This is a genomic window from Nocardiopsis sp. NPDC055879 (assembly GCF_053615935.1).
The window spans coordinates 60,895-77,484 of sequence record NZ_JBSHCT010000002.1; the positions used below are offsets into that span (position 1 = coordinate 60,895).

Annotated in this window: 12 protein-coding genes; 4 read left to right on the forward strand and 8 right to left on the reverse strand. The window is 70.1% G+C overall.

The genetic code is table 11. From position 1 onward, the window contains the following. Nucleotides 1-46: 46 nt before the first annotated feature. Nucleotides 47-4,027 (reverse strand): SCO7613 C-terminal domain-containing membrane protein, encoded by a 3,981-nt coding sequence (locus tag ACWGKS_RS02525; protein ID WP_358508791.1) that lies wholly within the window; start codon nucleotides 4,025-4,027, stop codon nucleotides 47-49. Between the two features lie 389 nt (nucleotides 4,028-4,416). Here ACWGKS_RS02525 and ACWGKS_RS02530 point away from each other — a divergent pair, with 389 nt between their 5' ends. Together ACWGKS_RS02530 and ACWGKS_RS02535 are read left to right on the forward strand one after the other, a co-directional pair. Beyond that, the gene (locus ACWGKS_RS02530) at nucleotides 4,417-5,127 is read left to right on the forward strand and encodes an aggregation-promoting factor C-terminal-like domain-containing protein (RefSeq protein ID WP_358508882.1); all 711 of its coding nucleotides are present in this window, start codon (nucleotides 4,417-4,419) and stop codon (nucleotides 5,125-5,127) included. Nucleotides 5,128-5,185: 58 nt separating this feature from the next. Further along, nucleotides 5,186-5,845: an aggregation-promoting factor C-terminal-like domain-containing protein gene (locus ACWGKS_RS02535; RefSeq protein ID WP_358508789.1), complete on the forward strand. Its 660-nt coding sequence runs from the start codon at nucleotides 5,186-5,188 to the stop codon at nucleotides 5,843-5,845. A gap of 89 nt (nucleotides 5,846-5,934) precedes the next feature. Here ACWGKS_RS02535 and ACWGKS_RS02540 read toward each other — a convergent pair whose 3' ends face one another. From ACWGKS_RS02540 to ACWGKS_RS02560, 5 genes are all read right to left on the reverse strand, one after another. Then, a complete protein-coding gene (locus ACWGKS_RS02540) occupies nucleotides 5,935-7,698 on the reverse strand; it encodes a serine/threonine-protein kinase (protein WP_358508787.1) in 1,764 nt (587 codons plus the stop codon). A 147-nt stretch (nucleotides 7,699-7,845) separates the two neighbouring features. Continuing rightward, nucleotides 7,846-9,234 (reverse strand): class II fumarate hydratase, encoded by a 1,389-nt coding sequence (locus tag ACWGKS_RS02545; RefSeq protein WP_358508785.1) that lies wholly within the window; start codon nucleotides 9,232-9,234, stop codon nucleotides 7,846-7,848. Between the two features lie 137 nt (nucleotides 9,235-9,371). Next, complete coding sequence (locus ACWGKS_RS02550) at nucleotides 9,372-9,803, reverse strand: RNHCP domain-containing protein (RefSeq protein ID WP_358508783.1); 432 nt, start codon at nucleotides 9,801-9,803, stop codon at nucleotides 9,372-9,374. Between the two features lie 2 nt (nucleotides 9,804-9,805). Beyond that, a complete protein-coding gene (locus ACWGKS_RS02555) occupies nucleotides 9,806-10,150 on the reverse strand; it encodes an RNHCP domain-containing protein (protein WP_358508781.1) in 345 nt (114 codons plus the stop codon). A gap of 318 nt (nucleotides 10,151-10,468) precedes the next feature. Then, a complete protein-coding gene (locus ACWGKS_RS02560; RefSeq protein ID WP_358508779.1) occupies nucleotides 10,469-11,455 on the reverse strand; it encodes a lytic polysaccharide monooxygenase auxiliary activity family 9 protein in 987 nt (328 codons plus the stop codon). Between the two features lie 403 nt (nucleotides 11,456-11,858). Here ACWGKS_RS02560 and ACWGKS_RS02565 point away from each other — a divergent pair, with 403 nt between their 5' ends. Both ACWGKS_RS02565 and ACWGKS_RS02570 read left to right on the forward strand, forming a co-directional pair. After that, nucleotides 11,859-12,791 (forward strand): ABC transporter ATP-binding protein, encoded by a 933-nt coding sequence (locus ACWGKS_RS02565; protein ID WP_358508777.1) that lies wholly within the window; start codon nucleotides 11,859-11,861, stop codon nucleotides 12,789-12,791. Beyond that, nucleotides 12,788-13,612, forward strand: coding sequence for an ABC transporter permease (locus ACWGKS_RS02570; protein WP_358508775.1), 825 nt, complete (start codon nucleotides 12,788-12,790; stop codon nucleotides 13,610-13,612). Before ACWGKS_RS02565 ends, ACWGKS_RS02570 begins: the two co-directional genes overlap by 4 nt. 66 nt (nucleotides 13,613-13,678) lie before the next feature. On the opposite strand, the gene ACWGKS_RS02575 is transcribed toward ACWGKS_RS02570, so the two are convergent. Together ACWGKS_RS02575 and glpX are read right to left on the reverse strand one after the other, a co-directional pair. Continuing rightward, entirely contained in the window at nucleotides 13,679-15,358 is a 1,680-nt protein-coding gene (locus ACWGKS_RS02575; RefSeq protein ID WP_358508773.1) for a hypothetical protein, read from the reverse strand. Between the two features lie 161 nt (nucleotides 15,359-15,519). Then, entirely contained in the window at nucleotides 15,520-16,545 is a 1,026-nt protein-coding gene (glpX, locus tag ACWGKS_RS02580; protein ID WP_358508771.1) for a class II fructose-bisphosphatase, read from the reverse strand. Between the last annotated feature and the right edge of the window lie 45 nt (nucleotides 16,546-16,590).

Genomic DNA, 16,590 nt, shown 5'->3' on the forward strand with positions numbered 1-16,590 from the left:
ATGTGGCCCCCGCCGAATCGGCGGGGGCCACACCTGTGGGCGGTGGTCAGCGCAGGGCACCTACGTACCGACCGATCCGGCGCAATCGGTTCAGGTTCGCCTCGTAGCGCGCGCCGATCAGGAGCAGCAGCAGGCCGACCACCGCGAACGGCACCCAGTTGGGCAGCAGCAGGGTCAGGTCCCACAGCGGCGGACCGAAGGCCCGAAGGGACACCACCAGCAGTGCCCCTCCGCCGAGCAACAGCTGTGCCTGGAGACGGGACCTCAAGCCCCACACGGCCATGGCCACACCCACCACGAGTACTGCGGGGACCCGCCACCCCAGGTCCTGGCCGTCGATCGCGAGCCAGACCGTGGGACCGAGGAGCAACAACAGTCCACCGCCGTAGGAGAGCAGGCTGGAGGGCTTCACCTCGGCCCGGCGCTCCCACTCCCAGCCGACCACCAGGAAGGCGAGTGCGGGCGGCACCGTATAGGCCTCGGGAACGGTGACGTCCCAGGCCGCCAGCGCCGTCCACATCGCACAGAACATCAACAATCCGCCGACCGGTGCCACCCACCGGCGGCCGGGGCGCACCGCGCAGGCCAGACCGATCACCCCGACCACCGCCAGGGCGAGCGCGACCAGTTCCAGTCGGGATCCCGCGCCCATGGTGATGGCCAGGGCGATCACCGCCCACACGGCGGCCGGGACCTCGGTGGCCTCCGACAGGGGCGAACGCAGGCGCGGGGCCGCGGCCGCCACGGCGGCGACCACCAACAGGGGACCGAAGGCGGCGTACTCGGCCCAGAGCCCCAAGGACATGAGCAGCGCCAGGGCGAACGCTCCGGTGCCGAAGGTCGCCGCGGCGGTCGAGGCCACGATGATCGATCTGACACGGGCCAGGGAGGACGCCACGGACGCCGCGACCGCCCAGGCCAGCAACACCCCTACGGCGGAGTAGCGCTCCGACAGCGCCCAACTGAAGGCCAGGGCGAAGGCGAACAGTCCGGTGGACCACACGACCCACGCGGTCCCCGCCCGGTTCGGTAGGGCGGAACCGGCCGTCAGGGCCGCTCCCACCAGCACGGTGCACACCAGGGCGACCAGGAAGGGCAGACCGAGCGCGAACGGCAGCGGCACCAGTGTCACCGGCGCGAGCAGCGCAGCCGCGGGCACGAGCAGGCGTTGGTGGAACAGCCGTACCGCGCCCACCGCCAGGGCACCGAAGACCAACGTCCCCAGCGCCACGGAGGGGCCGGCGAGGGTGGTGGCCTCGGGCAAGCCGATGAACTCGTGCGCGGGTTCCAGCAGCGCCCCGGTCGGAAGCCCGCGCGGGGCGAAGAACGACAGGGCCGGCGATCCGGCCGGGCCCACCACCAGAGGTTGGGCGATGAGCAGGAGTAGCCCGAAGATCCCGAACGGGCCGAACTCCGTGGTGCGCTTCTCGACCGCGCCGAACACCCGGGAGGCGACCCCGTCGAGCAGCAGCGCGGTCGCGCCGAGCAACAGCCCCGTGGCGCCCAACAGCCACCAGGGACCATGGCCCTCGCCCGGGAGGGCATCGTAGGCGGTGGCCGCCAGGGAGGCGCCGCCGATCACCAGTGTCACGGTCCACACGACCACGGTCAGCCGGTAGACCGTCGCGGCGTCGCCCTCGGCGGACGGGCGCCGCGCCGACAGCGCCGAGACCAGGGTGATCGCGGCGAGCAGGACGAGCGCGGACAGCATCGTGTGCCGCTCCACCGACGACCACGCCAGACCCGTCAACATGGTCGCCAGGCCGCTCGCCCCGAGCAGCCGGACGGACAGGGACCCGTGCGTCCGACCCGCGCACAACAACAGCGCGGCGCCGACCAACAGGGTCCACACCACCGCCACCGCGAACGGGGCGTCCGCCAACACCGGCAGCGGAACCAGCGTGGGCGGGGCGATCAGCGCCACACCCGCGGCGGCCCAACGCCGTTCGATGAACACGACCAGCGCCAAGGCCGACACACCCACCGCCACGACGGCCAAGGCCGCCGCGAACCCGGTGAACGGATCGGCCGGTGCGGACGACCCCAGCACGGCGGAGGCGGGTTCGCGCACCACCCCGGGCGACGCCGACCAGGCCGCGTGTTCGGACGAGAACAACCTCAGGGCCGGGTTCTGGGACGGCAGCGCCGATAACGGAGCGGCCGGCAGGACGAGCAGGCCCACCACGGCGAACATTCCGCGTAGATCGGCGCGTTCGTCCGTCTGGCCCGGTGCGGTCGGGGCCGGCAGCGAGGAGGGCGTGGCCACTCGACTCAGCAGCAGCGCCGTCGCCCCCGTCAGGACCACCGTGGCGGTCAACAGCCACCATTGGGCCTGTTCGGTTCCGGGAGCGCCCCGGTTGACCAGCACGAAGACCGAACCGGTCAGGAGGACCAACGCCCACGGCAGAATCGCGCCCATGTACAGTCCGGCGACCCGACCGCCCGGTTCCGGTCGTGGGCCCGGCTCGGCGAACCGACGGGCCCCGGCGGCGGCGATCAGGGCGGTGACCACGAGCAGCAGCAGCGCGGCCAAGGTCGTGTACCGCTCCGGCAGCGCCCACACCAGGCCGGTGAACAGGGTGGCGGATCCGACCAGTACCGGTGTCGTGCTCAGTCCGCGCGGCGCCACTCCGGCGCTCAGGACCAGCGCGGCACCGATCAGCAGCGCCCACACCACGGTGATCGTCCAGGACATCCCGAGGAGGGCGGGCACGACCAGGAGCGTGGCCGGGGCCAGGAGTACCGCGATGACGAACGACGAACGGCGGCGCAGCAGCCACACCGCGCCCAGCGCCAGGAGCGCCGCCACCACGATCCCGGTCAGGTAGAGGGCCGCGTGGTGGGGCGGAGCCGGAGCCGGGGCGGCCATCTGCGCCGGGGACACGCTCCACGGCGAGACGGTCACCCGGGGGAGCGCCGGAAGGGTCGAGGGCCCCGCGGCCAGGGGAAGCAGGGCCAGGGCCGCCAGACCGCCCACGGAGTACGGCGAGGGCGCGTCGGCGTTCTGGCCGGGGCCTCGCGCCATGAGCAGCCCGGTCGTCCCACCGAGGAACAACGTGGTGGCCAGGGCCCACCGGTGCGACGGGTCGACGTCGTCGATGAACAGGAAGGTGCCCGTCAGCACCGCGAACATGGCGGAGAACACCCACAGTAGGACCGCGGCCGCGCGCAGGGTCCGGACCGGAACCCCCGGGCGCGGAGTACCGAGGACGTGCACGGCGATGGCGTCGGCGAGCGCGGTGGCGCCCACCGCGGTGAACCACCAGGCGGGGTGCGCGTCCGGCTGGGCGGCCACCAGCAGGACCGGTACGGGTTGGGCGAGCAGCGCCATGAGGACCCGGGGCGAGCGCAGCGGAACCAGGACCGGGTAGAGCGCCAGGAGCGCGGCGATCACCGCCAGGGCGGCCGCCGTGTACCCGGGGCCGTTGGTGAGCCCGTCGGACAGGAACCACAGGGCGAGCGCGTCCACGCACATCAGGAGCGCGGCCACCACCCCGAAGGCCTCGGCGGTGGAGCGCAGACCGCGGCGGTAGAGCGGCACGGCCACCACGGTGAAGGTCAGGGTGGTCAGGCCCAGAACGGTGGCGCGGGCGCCGGTGCCCAGGTCGCTCCAGGTCCACACGGCGAAGACGAGCGCCGCGATCCCGATGAGGAGGGCGCCCAGGCCGAGGATGACGTTCTGCGCCGAGCGTCGGCTCACCTCACGGGTGGGCGCGCCGGGCCGGGGAGCCGCGGCCACGGGGGCCGGAGCCGGTGCGGCGGGCACCGAGGGGGTGGCGACCGGTGCGGCCGCGCGGGTCTCCTCGCGCAGCCGGGCCAGCGCCTTGGGCCGCTCCTCCAACAGCGTGTGCCTGCGCAGGTCCAGTGAGACCAGTTCGGTGTCGATCCACCACAGACGTTGCGCTGTGGGCCCGACCAGCCCGAGCCCGCACCGCGGGCAGGCGCGGGCCGAGGAGATGAGCTCGGCCCGGCAGTCGGGACAGTGGTGCGGCGCCCCTGGCGGTCGGGGGATTCCTTGGGCGTTCATACCCCCATGCTGTGCTTTCGCGGATCCGGACGCATCGGTACGAGTACTCAGAACCGCACTGGGAGACGAGTGACACAAACCTGCCCGTACTTGACCACCTATTGACTCTTCGTGTCAAAGCGCAGGTCAGAGCCCTGAAAAACAGGCACATTCCGTGATGTGAGTCACGACACAGTAAAACCGGCGTTACTTTACCGTGACGATGATGCAGGCTGAATGCGCTGCACCGAGCAACCCCCTCCCGTGTGGGAGCCCCCGCCCGTGGTCGGTCGAACGGCGATTCCGTCCCCTCCACGCAGGTCACCAGGGCCGAGCGGTCCTGCAGCGGCATCCCACACCACGCGAAGGCTCCGAACGGGGCACGCGTGCGTCAACGTGAAAGGGCGACCTTGCTACTCCACCGCATCTCTCTGCGCCAGATGAGCGCGGTCGGCGCCGCGGCGCTGGTCGCGGGCGGTATGTTCACCGTCTCCGCCTTCGCGGGCACCGGAACTCCCGACCCGGATCAGGCCACTTCGGCGGCCACCCTCCCCGAAGCCGAGGAGACCCCCGCCGAGACCGAAGCGGCGGACGACTTCTTCGCCAGCCCTTCCCCCGAGGACGAGCGGGACCTTGAGGACCGGCGCGAGGAGGCCCGTGAGCTGGCCGGCGCGGCCGTCGACGACTCGTCGCGTTCCGGCTCGGGCTCCGGCAGTGAAATCCAAGAACCGGAACCCGAACCGGAACCCGAGAGCACCTCCGAGGACTCTTCCGGCTCCGCGAGCTCCTCCGGTTCCTCCGGAGGGTCGGTCCCCACCGGCTCGGCCAAGGAGATCGCCCTGCAGATGGTCCTCGATGAGGGCTGGGGTGCCGAGGAGTTCAACGGCTGCCTGGAGCCGCTCTGGGAGAAGGAGAGCAACTGGAACCACACCGCCCAGAACGCCAGTTCTGGTGCGTACGGGATTCCGCAGTCGCTCCCCGGCAGCAAGATGGCCACCCATGGCGACGACTGGCAGACCAACCCGGCGACTCAGATCGCCTGGGGCATCGACTACATCAAGGGCCGCTACGGCACTCCGTGCGGGGCCTGGGCCCACTCACAGGCGAACAACTGGTATTAATAGGTTTTTCCCTGCCCTAAACCCCCTTTTGGGAAAGGCAATCGTGCTACTCAACCGAATGTCGCTGCGTAGTACCGCGGCGGTCGGTGCGGCGACCCTGGTCGCCGGCGCGACGTTCGCCGTCTCCGCGTTCGCGGACGACGGCCTGGACCCGGACCTGGCGGCGAGCGCCGCGGTCCCCGGGACCGAAGAACCCGCGACCGACACAGAATCCGAAGGCGACAGCGGCTCCGAGGAGAACGAGGACTTCTTCTCCTCCTCCGAGCAGATGTCCGAGGACGAACTCCAGAACCGGCGTGAGCAGGCCCAGGAACGGCGCGAGAGCGCCCGGGGCAACAGCGTCGTCAGCACCTCGGCCACCGGCTCCGCCATCCAGGAGGAAGAGGAAGAAGAAGAGGTCCCGGCGGAGTTCGAGGGGGACCCCAAGGGCATCGCCCTGCAGATGGTCCTCGATGAGGGCTGGGGTGCCGAGGAGTTCAACGGCTGCCTGGAACCGCTCTGGGAGAAGGAGAGCAACTGGAACCACACCGCCCAGAACGCCAGTTCTGGTGCGTACGGGATTCCGCAGTCGCTCCCCGGCAGCAAGATGGCCACCCATGGCGACGACTGGCAGACCAACCCGGCGACTCAGATCGCCTGGGGCATCGACTACATCAAGGGCCGCTACGGCACGCCCTGTGAGGCTTGGGCCCACTCCCAGTCCGTCGGCTGGTACTGACCCGGCGGCGCTCCCTCCGAGCCCTCAGAGAACACTTCGGCCCCGTCCGGAAGGCGAACACCTTCCGGACGGGGCCGTCGCCGTCGGGGTCACTTCAACGGAGTGAAGGTCTCGATCACGTCCTCGTGCACCTCGTCGAAGTCATCGGCCTGCGCCCGCGGCACGTTCACCGTGACCAGGTAGAACACCCGCTCCTCCCCCTCGTTCATGATCACCGAGTAGGCCCAGAAGCGACGCTCGGAGTCGTCCCAGGTGTCGTTCACCAGGTCCGCCTCGACCATCGCCACGTCCATGCCGGCGAGGCCGCCCTCGAAGTCGTCGCCCTCGAAGTCCTCGGACTCCAAGACCTCGTAGTCACGGGTGACGTCCCCGTCGATGTCGGTGCCGCCCTGGGATAGGGCAAGGTACTCCGCGCTCGTCCCGGTGAACTCGGTCTCCTCCCAGCCCTCCACGTCGATCTGGTGTTCCAGGCCGGGCGCGACGAAGGAGGCGTAGGAGTTCTCCAGATCCTCCGAGCCGATCTCCCAGCCGCCGGGGTAGGAGATGGTGAACCACTCCGAGGCGTAGCGCAACAGGTCGTCCTCGTCGTACTCGGGAGGGGTCCCGTCCGCGGCGGCCGGTGCGTCGTTCTGCCCGGCGCCCTCCCCACCGCCCTGATCGTTCTGGTCCCCCTGCTCCCCTTGGCCGCCTTGGTCGCCGGTGGACTCCTGACCGCTCTCGGAGTCCGCGGCGGAGTCGGTCGGGGTTTCGTCGGATCGCAGTGCCACGACCAGCACGAACCCGGCCACCAGGAGCAGCGCCGCGGCGGCGGCGAACATGGCGATCATCGGGCCCTTGCGGGAACGGCGCCCGGGTTCGTGCGGAGGCGGGGGCGCGACCGGGGCGGCGTGGGCGGCGGCGTTCGGGTAGGCGCCGCTTCCATGGTGGCCACCGCCGTGGTGCGGGTCGGTGGAATAGTCGGCCACCGGCCCCTGGGGACCGCTCGGCACACCGGCCGCGGCGGCGACCGCGGTGGCGCCCGCCGAACCGGCCGAACCGGACCGGAGATCCGTCAACGACCCGAGCGCCTGGTCCACGGTGAACCTGCGCTCGGGGTCGCGCTCCAGCAGACCCGAGATCACCGGTTCCAGCCACCCCGCGCGCGTCATCGGCGGCATGGGGGCGGAGATCACTGCGGCGATCGCGGCCGTGATGGAGTCGCGGCGGAACGGGGAGGAGCCCTCCACCGCCGCGTACATGGTCACACCGATGCTCCACAGGTCGCCTCGGTGGTCGGCGGGCGCGCCCTCCAACCGCTCCGGCGGCATGTATTCGGGCGATCCGATCAGCGCGCCGGTCCGGGTGATGCTCGGCCCGCCCTCCACCGTGGCGATGCCGAAGTCGGTGAGGATGACCCGCCCGTCGGCGGACATCATGATGTTGCCCGGCTTGATGTCGCGGTGCAGCACGCCCGCCGCGTCCGCGGCCCGCACGGCCTCCAACAGCGAGACGGCGATCTCGGCCACCCGATCCGGGGACAGGGCGCCCTCCTCGGCGAGCGTCTCCTGTAGCGAACCGCCCTCGACGAGTTCCATCACCACCCACGGGTCGTGCTCGTGCTCGAAGACGTCGTGGATGGTGATCACGGTGGGGTGGTTGACCCGGGCCGCCGACCGCGCCTCGCGGCGCACCCGCGCGTGCGCGTCGTCGCGTTCGGCGTCGGTGAAGTGTCCGGGCAACAGCACCTGTTTGATGGCCACGACACGATCGAGGGCGGTGTCGTACGCCTCCCAGACGATGCCCATGCCGCCCCGGCCGAGTTCACGGCGCAGGACGTAGCGGTCGGCGATGCGTTGTTCGCTGTTACTCGACATCTGTCGCTCTCTCGAAGAGGGCCGGGGAAGCCGGGGACGGGGGTGTTCTGCCTCGATCGTCCGACGTCGTCGGGGGCGGAGGGGTTCCTGGCGTGCGAGGGGCACCCCGCCGAAGCGAGGTGCCCGGACGTGGGTCCCGGCGGCGACCTACTGGGAGTTGGTCATCTTCAGGACGTCGAGGGCGGCGTCGAGCTGCTCCTCGGTGAGCTTGCCGTCCTTGACGTACCCGCGCTCCAGGACCACCTCGCGGATGGTCTTCTTCTCGGCCAGCGACTGCTTGGCGACCTTGGAGGCCTCCTCGTAGCCGATGTAGCGGTTGAGGGGGGTGACGATCGAGGGGGAGGACTCGGCGTAGACCCGGCACTGCTCCTCGTTGGCCTCGATACCGGCCACACAGCGGTCGGCGAAGACCGTGGAGACGTTGGCCAGCAGACGGATCGACTCAAGCACGTTGCGGGCGATCATCGGCAGCTGCACGTTGAGCTCGAAGTTGCCGGAGGCGCCGCCGAAGGCCACCGCGGCGTCGTTGCCCACCACCTGCGAGGAGACCTGGAGCATGGCCTCGCACAGTACCGGGTTGACCTTGCCCGGCATGATCGAGGAACCCGGCTGCAGGTCGGGCAGGAAGATCTCGGACAGACCGGTGGTCGGGCCCGAACCCATCCAGCGGATGTCGTTGGCGATCTTGCAGTAGCCGATCGCGATGGTCCGCAGCTGGCCGGAGAGCTCGACCAGAGCGTCACGGGCGCCCTGCGCCTCGAAGTGGTCCCGGGCCTCGGTCAGCGGCAGACCGGTGTTCTCGGCGATCTCCGCGATGACCCGGGCCGCGAAGCCCTCCGGGGTGTTGATGCCGGTGCCGACGGCGGTGCCGCCCAGCGGGAGCTCGGCCACGCGCGGCAGGACGGCCTCGATGCGCTCGACACCGTAGCGGACCTGCGCGGCGAACCCGGCGAACTCCTGGCCCAGGGTGACCGGGGTGGCGTCCATCAGGTGGGTGCGACCGCTCTTGACCACGGAGGCGAACTCGTTCGACTTGCGGGTGAGTTCGCCCTCCAGGTGGCGCAGGGCCGGGATCAGCTCGTTCCGCACGGCCGAGGTGGCGGCGATGTGGATGGAGGAGGGGAAGACGTCGTTGGACGACTGGGAGGCGTTGACGTGGTCGTTCGGGTGAACGTCCAGGCCGGTGCGCTCCTTGGCGACCGTGGCCACGACCTCGTTGGTGTTCATGTTGCTGGAGGTGCCCGAACCGGTCTGGAAGACGTCGATCGGGAACTCGTCGTTCCACTTGCCGTCGGCCACCTCCAGGGCGGCGTCGCGAATGGCCTTGCCGAGGTCGTCGGAGATCACGCCGAGTTCGGCGTTGACCTTGGCGGCGGCGGCCTTGATCTGGCCGAGAGCGGCGATGTGGGCGTTCTCCAGCCCCTGTCCCGAGATCGGGAAGTTCTCGACGGCACGCTGGGTCTGTGCCCGCCACTTGGCGGCAGCCGGGACCTTGACCTCACCCATCGAGTCGTGCTCGATACGGAACTCACTCATGACAACCCATCTCTCCTGGGAAAACCTGTGAAGTCAAGCCTGCCAGACCCGTGAGAACACGACGCACCTCACCCGGGGTTCACGGTGTTGCACGTGTCATGTTGACATCGGTGCAGGTCATGGGTGCGCCGTGTCGATCACAGGTGGGCCAGGGCCCGGCGGGCCGCCTCCGACGCCGCCAGCGGCCGCACCGCCAACCGGACCAGGGCCCGGGCGTTGTCGTCACCCGCGATCCGGTTGGCGCTCAACCCGCCACAGGACGCGCACCGGTGGATGAGCATCCACTCACCGTCCGGACGGGCGAAGACCCCGGCCGCGCTCATCCGGCCCCGGCAGTCGGCGGCGCGGTCACCGGGGACCCGGCCGTCGACGTGCAGGCTGGTCAGACAGTGCGGACAGTGGTTGCGATGGGCGGAGCCGACCGCGTGGGCGGGCACGTCGAGCCGGCACCCGGCACAGCGGAAGGACTCCGCCTCCGGGCCGGCGCGACGCCCTTGTTCACCCCGCGCGCGCAGCACGGTCTTGCGGCGTTGCGGTCGCCGGGGTTCGCGGTGGTTGCGCCGGCCCATGCTCACACCCGCCCGAGGAGTTCGAGCGGGAACGGCGGTTCGGCCAGTGGCCGCACGGCGATCCGCATGAGCGGGAGTGGGCCGTCGTCGCCGGAGACGAGGCCCTCGGACAGTTCGGCGCAGTCCACGCAGCGGTGGACCAGACGCCATCGGCCGTCGGCGGGGACCACGACGGACAGGGGTGTCATGCGTCCGGCGCAGTCGGAGACGCCGCCGTCGTGCTGGTCGTGGACGTGCCGGGAGGTCAGGCAACCGGAGCAGTGGTCGCGTTCGTCGCCCTCGGGGGTCAGGGCGGACATGGTCAGACCACAGTGGACACAGATGAAGTCGGGTTCGGTGTTGGACACCCGGGAACTCCTTGCTGAGAGGACGTGCTTGGGATCAGCAAGAGTGCCGAGCGGGTCTCGACGTGGGGCGGGTTCCGGCTCAGCCGGCCGAGGGGACTCGGGGCAGGCTCAGGCCCGCGCGGCTGTGAGGCGCGCTCGGCGCGTTCCGGGGCATACCCACCTGTCCTAACGTCCGGGGAGTCTGGCCCCGGATCGAGTCCGTGTTCCGATCCGACGCCTCGACGTTAGCCATGTCCCTCCGTCTCCCGCAACGGATTTTCCCCGTCGGGCCCGCGGCCGTGACGACGTCGCGGCCACGGGCCCGCCCGGCCCCGATCGTCAGACGACGCCTCGGCGCTTGCGGGCCAGGTGCAGGGCGCCCGCGCCGGCGGCCATCAGGGCGATGGCGGTGACGAACAGGCCGGTGATGGCGGTGCCGGTCTCGGCCAGTTCGCCGCCGCCGGAGGCGTGCGTGCCGTGGTCGGTGGTGGCCGCCTCGTCGGACTCCTCCACCTTCTCCTCGGCGGGCTCCTCGACGGCCTCGGGCTCTTCGCCCTGGACCTCCTCTTCGGCCGGCGTCTCGGCGGCGTGGTCGGCGTGGGCGTGGTCCAGCGCCTCCTGGGCGGCCGGGTCCACGGTGAACGCCTCGGTCTCCTCTGCGGCGGTGGTCACCGCGTCGCCCTCACCACCGAAGGTGACGTCGGAGCAGCTGTAGAACGCCTCGGGGCTGTCGGTGCGCTGCCAGATCGTGTAGATGAGGTGCTGCCCGCTCTTCTGCGGCAGTCGGGCCGTCATGGTGTAGCCGCCGTCCTCGGCGGCCGGCTGGTCGTCCACGGCGAACGGCTCGGACTCCAGCTCGTCCCAGGTCAGGGGAGTGCCCGGGTCCCAGTCATCGGTGGTGACGTAGTACTCGATGTAGCCGGCGTGGGGGACGGCCGCCGTGTAGTCGAAGGTGTACTCGGATCCGGAGGGCAGCTCGGTGACGGCGGTGCTCGCCCAGTCACCAGGGTTGTCCAGCGCGGAGTACTTGTCCCGTCCGGCGCTGCACAGTTCACCGTCGGGGATGATCTCGCGGTGCCGTCCGTCGGCGTTGGCGAGGTTGACCTCGTGCCAGTCATAGAGCGGTTGGGTGCCGTTCTCCTCCACGAGGCGGACGCACATCTGGGACCGAGGGTTCTCGGGCCCCTCGGCGTAGCAGGCGGCGATCCGGCTGATCGGGTCGCCCAGGGTTCCGTGGGCCTGGGCCGGCGCGGTCACCAGACCGGTGACGGCGATGGGGGCGGCCACCAGGACGGCGGCGGAACGGGCGAGTCGTCCGAACCTCATCGGGGGTTCTCCTCAAGTCGTGGACAGGCGGGGGGCCGTGCGGGTCGCGAACCCGCACGGTCGTCCGGGCTGGAGGGACCACCTTTCGGACAGCCCGTGAGCGTGGGGACCACGGGGGTTCCAGCCCGTCCGAAAGGTGTGGGTGGCGACTATACAGACATGATTCCGAAAAGGAAGGTTTTGCCGATAAAAGTGCTCTGGCCTGGGGGTTTGACGGGTACATCGGTGATCAGTAATGTTTGTTTTCGGTTGACCGTGGGATGCCGTCCCAAGCCGTGGCAGAGTGTCCCTAAAGGGCGATGGTGCCCTTCTTTCGTAATGGTCGAATCCCGTTGAGAACAGGCGCGTAATCCACTCGGAAAACCAGTGGAGATCCGGGTCGAGATTTTCCTACCGTGTTCCCATGACCACACCAGACCCCGGACGCCACGTACCGGCGATCCGGCTGAGCGGAGTCGTCAAACGCTTCGGCGCCCTCACCGCCGTCGACGGCCTCGACCTCGAAGTCCCCCGAGGGATCGTGCTCGGGCTGCTCGGCCCCAACGGGGCGGGCAAGTCCACCACCATGAAGATGCTCACCGCACAGGCGATCGCCGACGAGGGCACGATCAGGATCCTCGACCACGAGATCCCCGCCGAGTCCAAGTGGGCCCGCGCCCGCATGGGCGTCGTCCCCCAACACGACAACCTCGACGAGGAACTCACCGTCGAGCAGAACCTGCGCATGTTCTCGTTCCTGTACCGGGTCCCGCGCCGACAACGTCGCGAGGCCATCGAACGCACCCTGCGCCTGGCCCAACTGAGCGACCGCGCCGACACCCCCGTCGACGACCTGTCCGGGGGCATGCGCCGCCGACTGCTCATCGTCCGAGCCCTGCTGCACCGCCCCGAACTCGTCCTCATGGACGAACCCACCGTCGGCCTCGACCCACAGGTGCGTCAGGACCTGTGGGGCGTCATCTCCGCGCTGCGCGACGAGGGCGTCACCGTCCTGATGTCCACCCACTACATCGAAGAGGCCGAACGCCTCTCCGACGAGGTCGCCCTCATGGCCAAGGGACGTGTCGTCGAACGCGGCACCCCGGTCGACCTCGTCGCCAAGTACGCCGGCACCACCGTGGAGGAGTACACCCCCCAAGGATCGGGCGGTATCTCCGAACTGGAGACCCTGGTCCGGGCACAGGGCTTCGACACCCGACGTACCGGTACCAGCCTGTCCGTCCTGCGCGCCGAGGAACTCCCCGACTCCCTGCGGGACCGACTCGGCGAACCCGAACGGCGCGCCGCCAACCTGGAGGACGTCTTCGTGACCCTGACGGGGGAGGGGGTCGCATGAGCCCGACACGACAACAACGCGCGGACGCCAGGCCCGAGCATCACGCCCGTCCCGGCCGCTTCGAGACCGACGCGGTCCTGGGCGTGGTCGCCCGCGAGTGGATCCTCTACGGTCGGTCCTGGCGGGCCACCACCTTCGCCGCGATCGTCGAACCCACGCTGTACCTGCTGTGCTTCGGCTTCGGCATGGGCGCCCTGATCGGCACTCTCGCGGGGTTCAGTTACATCGACTTCCTCGGCACCGGCATCGTCGCCGTGTCGGTGATGTTCCAGTCGATGATGCCCGCGGTCATCAACACCTTCATCAAACGCCGCTTCCTGCACACCTACGAGGGCATCCTCGCCGCACCGGTCGACGTGCGCGAGTTGGTCACCGGGGAAGCGTTGTGGCTGGCCCTGCGCTCCGGCGTCTACGGCTGCGTGCCGCTGCTCGTCGCCATCGGCTTCGGCCTGCGTCCTGGCCCCGGCATGCTGCTGGTGCCCTTCGTCGCCTTCCTCGCCGGGTTCGCCTTCGCGCTCTTCGGTATCTGGATCTCCGCGGTGATCACCTCGGTGCGTTCCATGGACTACGTGTTCAGCGGCCTGTTCACCCCGTTGTTCCTGGTGGCCGGGACGTTCTTCCCGATCACCGAGCTGCCCGCCTGGGTGCAGGCCGCGGCCATGGCCAACCCGCTCTTCCACGCGGTCGAACTCATCCGTGGTGCCGTATTCGGAGGGCTGGGGCCCGGGATGGCCCTGCTGCACGTGGCCGTCCTGGCCGGGTTCGCGTATCTGATGTGGAACCTGGCCGCGTTCCAGATGCGCCGCCGGGTCGTGGACTGAAACGCCGACGGCGCGGCGAGGAACCCTCCTCGCCGCGCCGTCCCGCGATTCATCCGTCGATATGGGTCAGGACCCGGTGGGCGCCCAACGCAACTCGACCACGGCACGCTCGCCGCCCTCGGACACGCTCAGTCCCATGCCGAGCGCGCCCCACTGCTCGGGAGACTGGACGTCGTCGGTGGTGACGGCCTGACGCATGTCCACGTAGGCGGCCATCACGGCGTCGTCCATCTCGGCCATGGTCTGCTGGAAGACCTCGTCGTCGGCGAGCACACCGCTGCCGGGGTTTCCGGTGCTGACGACCACGGCGTCGCCGTCCTCGCTCACCGTCGGGGCCGGACCGGAGGCGTAGGGGTTCGCCACGACCTCGTCGACGAACGAGTTCAGCGCGGCGGCGTCACCGCCCACGGCACGGAACACGACGGTCGGGTCGGTGGTGGAGCCGTAACCGCCCATCCCGCTCGTGTCGAAGTCGGACAGACCGACGGCGGTGGAGCCGCCGAGCAGGGAGGTGAACCCTTCCGGCAACGGGGCGCCGATGGAGTTCATGTCCGCCTCCATGTCCTGGCGGTCCTGCTCGTCGAGCAGCGGCAGTTCGTCGTTCTCCCAGGCGGTGCTCAACATCTGGTCCAAGCCGCTGCCGCCCAGCGCCACGGTCGAGTTCGCCGGCAGCGCGCCGACGGCGTCCAGACTCGCCCCGGACCCCTCCGCCAACCAACTCACGTCGGTGCCCTCGACCTCGAAGCCGAACACGTCCATCCGCGCCTCCAGGTAGTCGCCGGTGACCCGGAAGGAGGCGGTCATCCGGCCCTGGAGGGATCCGGTGGTGCCGAACTCGGTGGCCAGATCCTGTTCGATGGTGCTGATCTGGCCCAGGGCGCTCAGGTCGGCCCAGGCCAGGGCGATGCTGCCGCTGGGCACCCCGTCCAGGTCACCGCTGTAGGTGTCGTTGCCCTCCAGGTCGCCGTTGGCCGACATCTGGTCGTTGTAGTCTTCGATCCCGCCGGTCAGGTCGGTGAACACCACGAAGTCGTCGACCATCGTGTACTCGACGTCGTGGGACTCGGACAGCTCGGAGAACTGCTCCTCGGCGGCTCCGGCGTCGTTCACCGCCAGGGCGATCCCGTAGGCCGCACCATCGTAGGTCTCGAACTCCGGGTTGTCGGTGGTCCAGGCGGCGGCGCCCACCTTCTGCCCGATCCACTCCTCGACCTCGGAGGGGTCCAGGTCGTAGGAATCGGCGAAGGCCTCGGCGAAGGGGGCCGAGGTGTCGTCCTCCTCCACGTCGCCCATCTCCTCGCGGACCTCGGCGGGGAGCTTTTCGACGAAGCTCAGCAGGTCCATGGCCTGGGAACCGTCGATGTCGAGGTCGGCCTTGGCGAAGGCGACGGAATTGCCCGGCAGCACGGACTCGGGCTGGGGGCCACCGAAGTTCACCAGCGACACGGTCGCCCACACGGTGCCGGCCATGACGACGACGGCGGTCACGGCGGCCGCGGGTATCAGCCACTTACGGCGACCACCACCGCCACCGGGCGGAACCGGGGCGCCCTGGTACTGGCCGCCGTAGGGAGGCTGACCCGGACCCTGCGGGCCACCGGGGAAGGGTGGTCCGGCCTGGCCGGGCCCCTGCGGGGGCGGCCCCTGCGGGAAACCCTGCTGGGGGCCCTGGGACGGAGGGAAAACCTGCCCCGGTTGCTGCGGCGGCTGCCACTGCGGCTGCTGCGAGGGATCAGGGTAGGACATCGGACCTCCGACGAGGATGGTGCTTGAGAAGGGATCACCGGCTGCGGGGCCAGTGTGCGTTGAGACGCGGCCGGAGACCGGAAGGTTCCGAGAACAACCCCGGGAACAGCACCGACGCCGCCGAGGCGGCGCCGGTGACGGGCGTGGGAGCGGGTCCGGGCCTACTCCGGGGCGGAGGTCAGATCGACACCGCTGTAGGCGGAGAGCTTGCTCAGCCGGTGCTCGCTGCGCACCTGACGCACGGTGCCGCTGCGGCCGCGCATGACCAGTGAGTCGGTGATCACACCGGTGGACTCGTAGCGCACCCCGTCCACCATCTCGCCTTCGGTGATGCCGGTCGCGGCGAAGAACACGTCGTCGGAGGCGACCAGGTCGTTCGTGCGCAGGACACGGTCCAGGTCGTGCCCGGCGTCGAGCGCCTTCTGACGCTCCTCGTCGTCCTTGGGCCACAGCCGACCCTGGATGACGCCGCCCAGACACTTCATCGCGCACGCCGTGATGATGCCCTCCGGGGTGCCACCGATGCCCAGCATCAGGTCCACGCCCGTCCCGGGACGGGCCGCCATGATCGCGCCCGCCACGTCACCGTCACTGATGAACTTGATGCGCGCGCCCGCGTCCCGAACGTCCTGCACCAACTGCTTGTGGCGCGGACGGTCCAGGATGACGACCGTGATGTCCTGCGGTGACTTGCCCTTGGCCCGCGCCACCGCGGCGATGTTGTCGGCGACCGGCGCGGCGATGTCCACCACGTCGGCGGCCTCGGGGCCGGTGGCCAGCTTCTCCATGTAGAACACGGCGGAAGGGTCGAACATGGTGTTGCGCGGGCTCATCGCGATCACCGCGATGGCGTTGGGCATGCCCATGGCGGCCAGGGTGGTGCCGTCGATCGGGTCGACCGCCACGTCCCAGTCGTGGCCACCGCCGTCGCCGACACGCTCGCCGTTGTAGAGCATGGGGGCGCTGTCCTTCTCGCCCTCGCCGATCACCACGGTGCCGTTCATCGACACGGTGCTGATCATGTGGCGCATCCCGCGCACGGCGGCACCGTCGGCCCCGATCTTGTCGCCCTTACCGACCCAACGGGCAGCGGCCAGTGCGGCGGTCTCGGTGACGCGGACCAGTTCCAGCGCGAGGTTTCGGTCGGGTACCGAGTGCTGCGTGGACGGGCTGCCGGGCTGCGACATGGAGGTGACACCTTCCGTCTGGGAACAGGGTGGAGTTCACGTCTT

Excerpts from the sequence above, each read along its gene's own strand:
- ACWGKS_RS02535 (WP_358508789.1), top strand. The coding sequence starts at position 5,186 with ATGTCGCTGCGTAGTACCGCGGCGGTCGGTGCGGCGACCCTGGTCGCC.
- ACWGKS_RS02545 (WP_358508785.1), bottom strand. The coding sequence starts at position 9,234 with ATGAGTGAGTTCCGTATCGAGCACGACTCGATGGGTGAGGTCAAGGTC.
- ACWGKS_RS02540 (WP_358508787.1), bottom strand. The coding sequence starts at position 7,698 with ATGTCGAGTAACAGCGAACAACGCATCGCCGACCGCTACGTCCTGCGC.
- ACWGKS_RS02565 (WP_358508777.1), top strand. The coding sequence starts at position 11,859 with ATGACCACACCAGACCCCGGACGCCACGTACCGGCGATCCGGCTGAGC.
- ACWGKS_RS02570 (WP_358508775.1), top strand. The coding sequence starts at position 12,788 with ATGAGCCCGACACGACAACAACGCGCGGACGCCAGGCCCGAGCATCAC.
- ACWGKS_RS02550 (WP_358508783.1), bottom strand. The coding sequence starts at position 9,803 with ATGGGCCGGCGCAACCACCGCGAACCCCGGCGACCGCAACGCCGCAAG.
- ACWGKS_RS02575 (WP_358508773.1), bottom strand. The coding sequence starts at position 15,358 with ATGTCCTACCCTGATCCCTCGCAGCAGCCGCAGTGGCAGCCGCCGCAG.
- ACWGKS_RS02560 (WP_358508779.1), bottom strand. The coding sequence starts at position 11,455 with ATGAGGTTCGGACGACTCGCCCGTTCCGCCGCCGTCCTGGTGGCCGCC.
- glpX (WP_358508771.1), bottom strand. The coding sequence starts at position 16,545 with ATGTCGCAGCCCGGCAGCCCGTCCACGCAGCACTCGGTACCCGACCGA.
- ACWGKS_RS02525 (WP_358508791.1), bottom strand. The coding sequence starts at position 4,027 with ATGAACGCCCAAGGAATCCCCCGACCGCCAGGGGCGCCGCACCACTGT.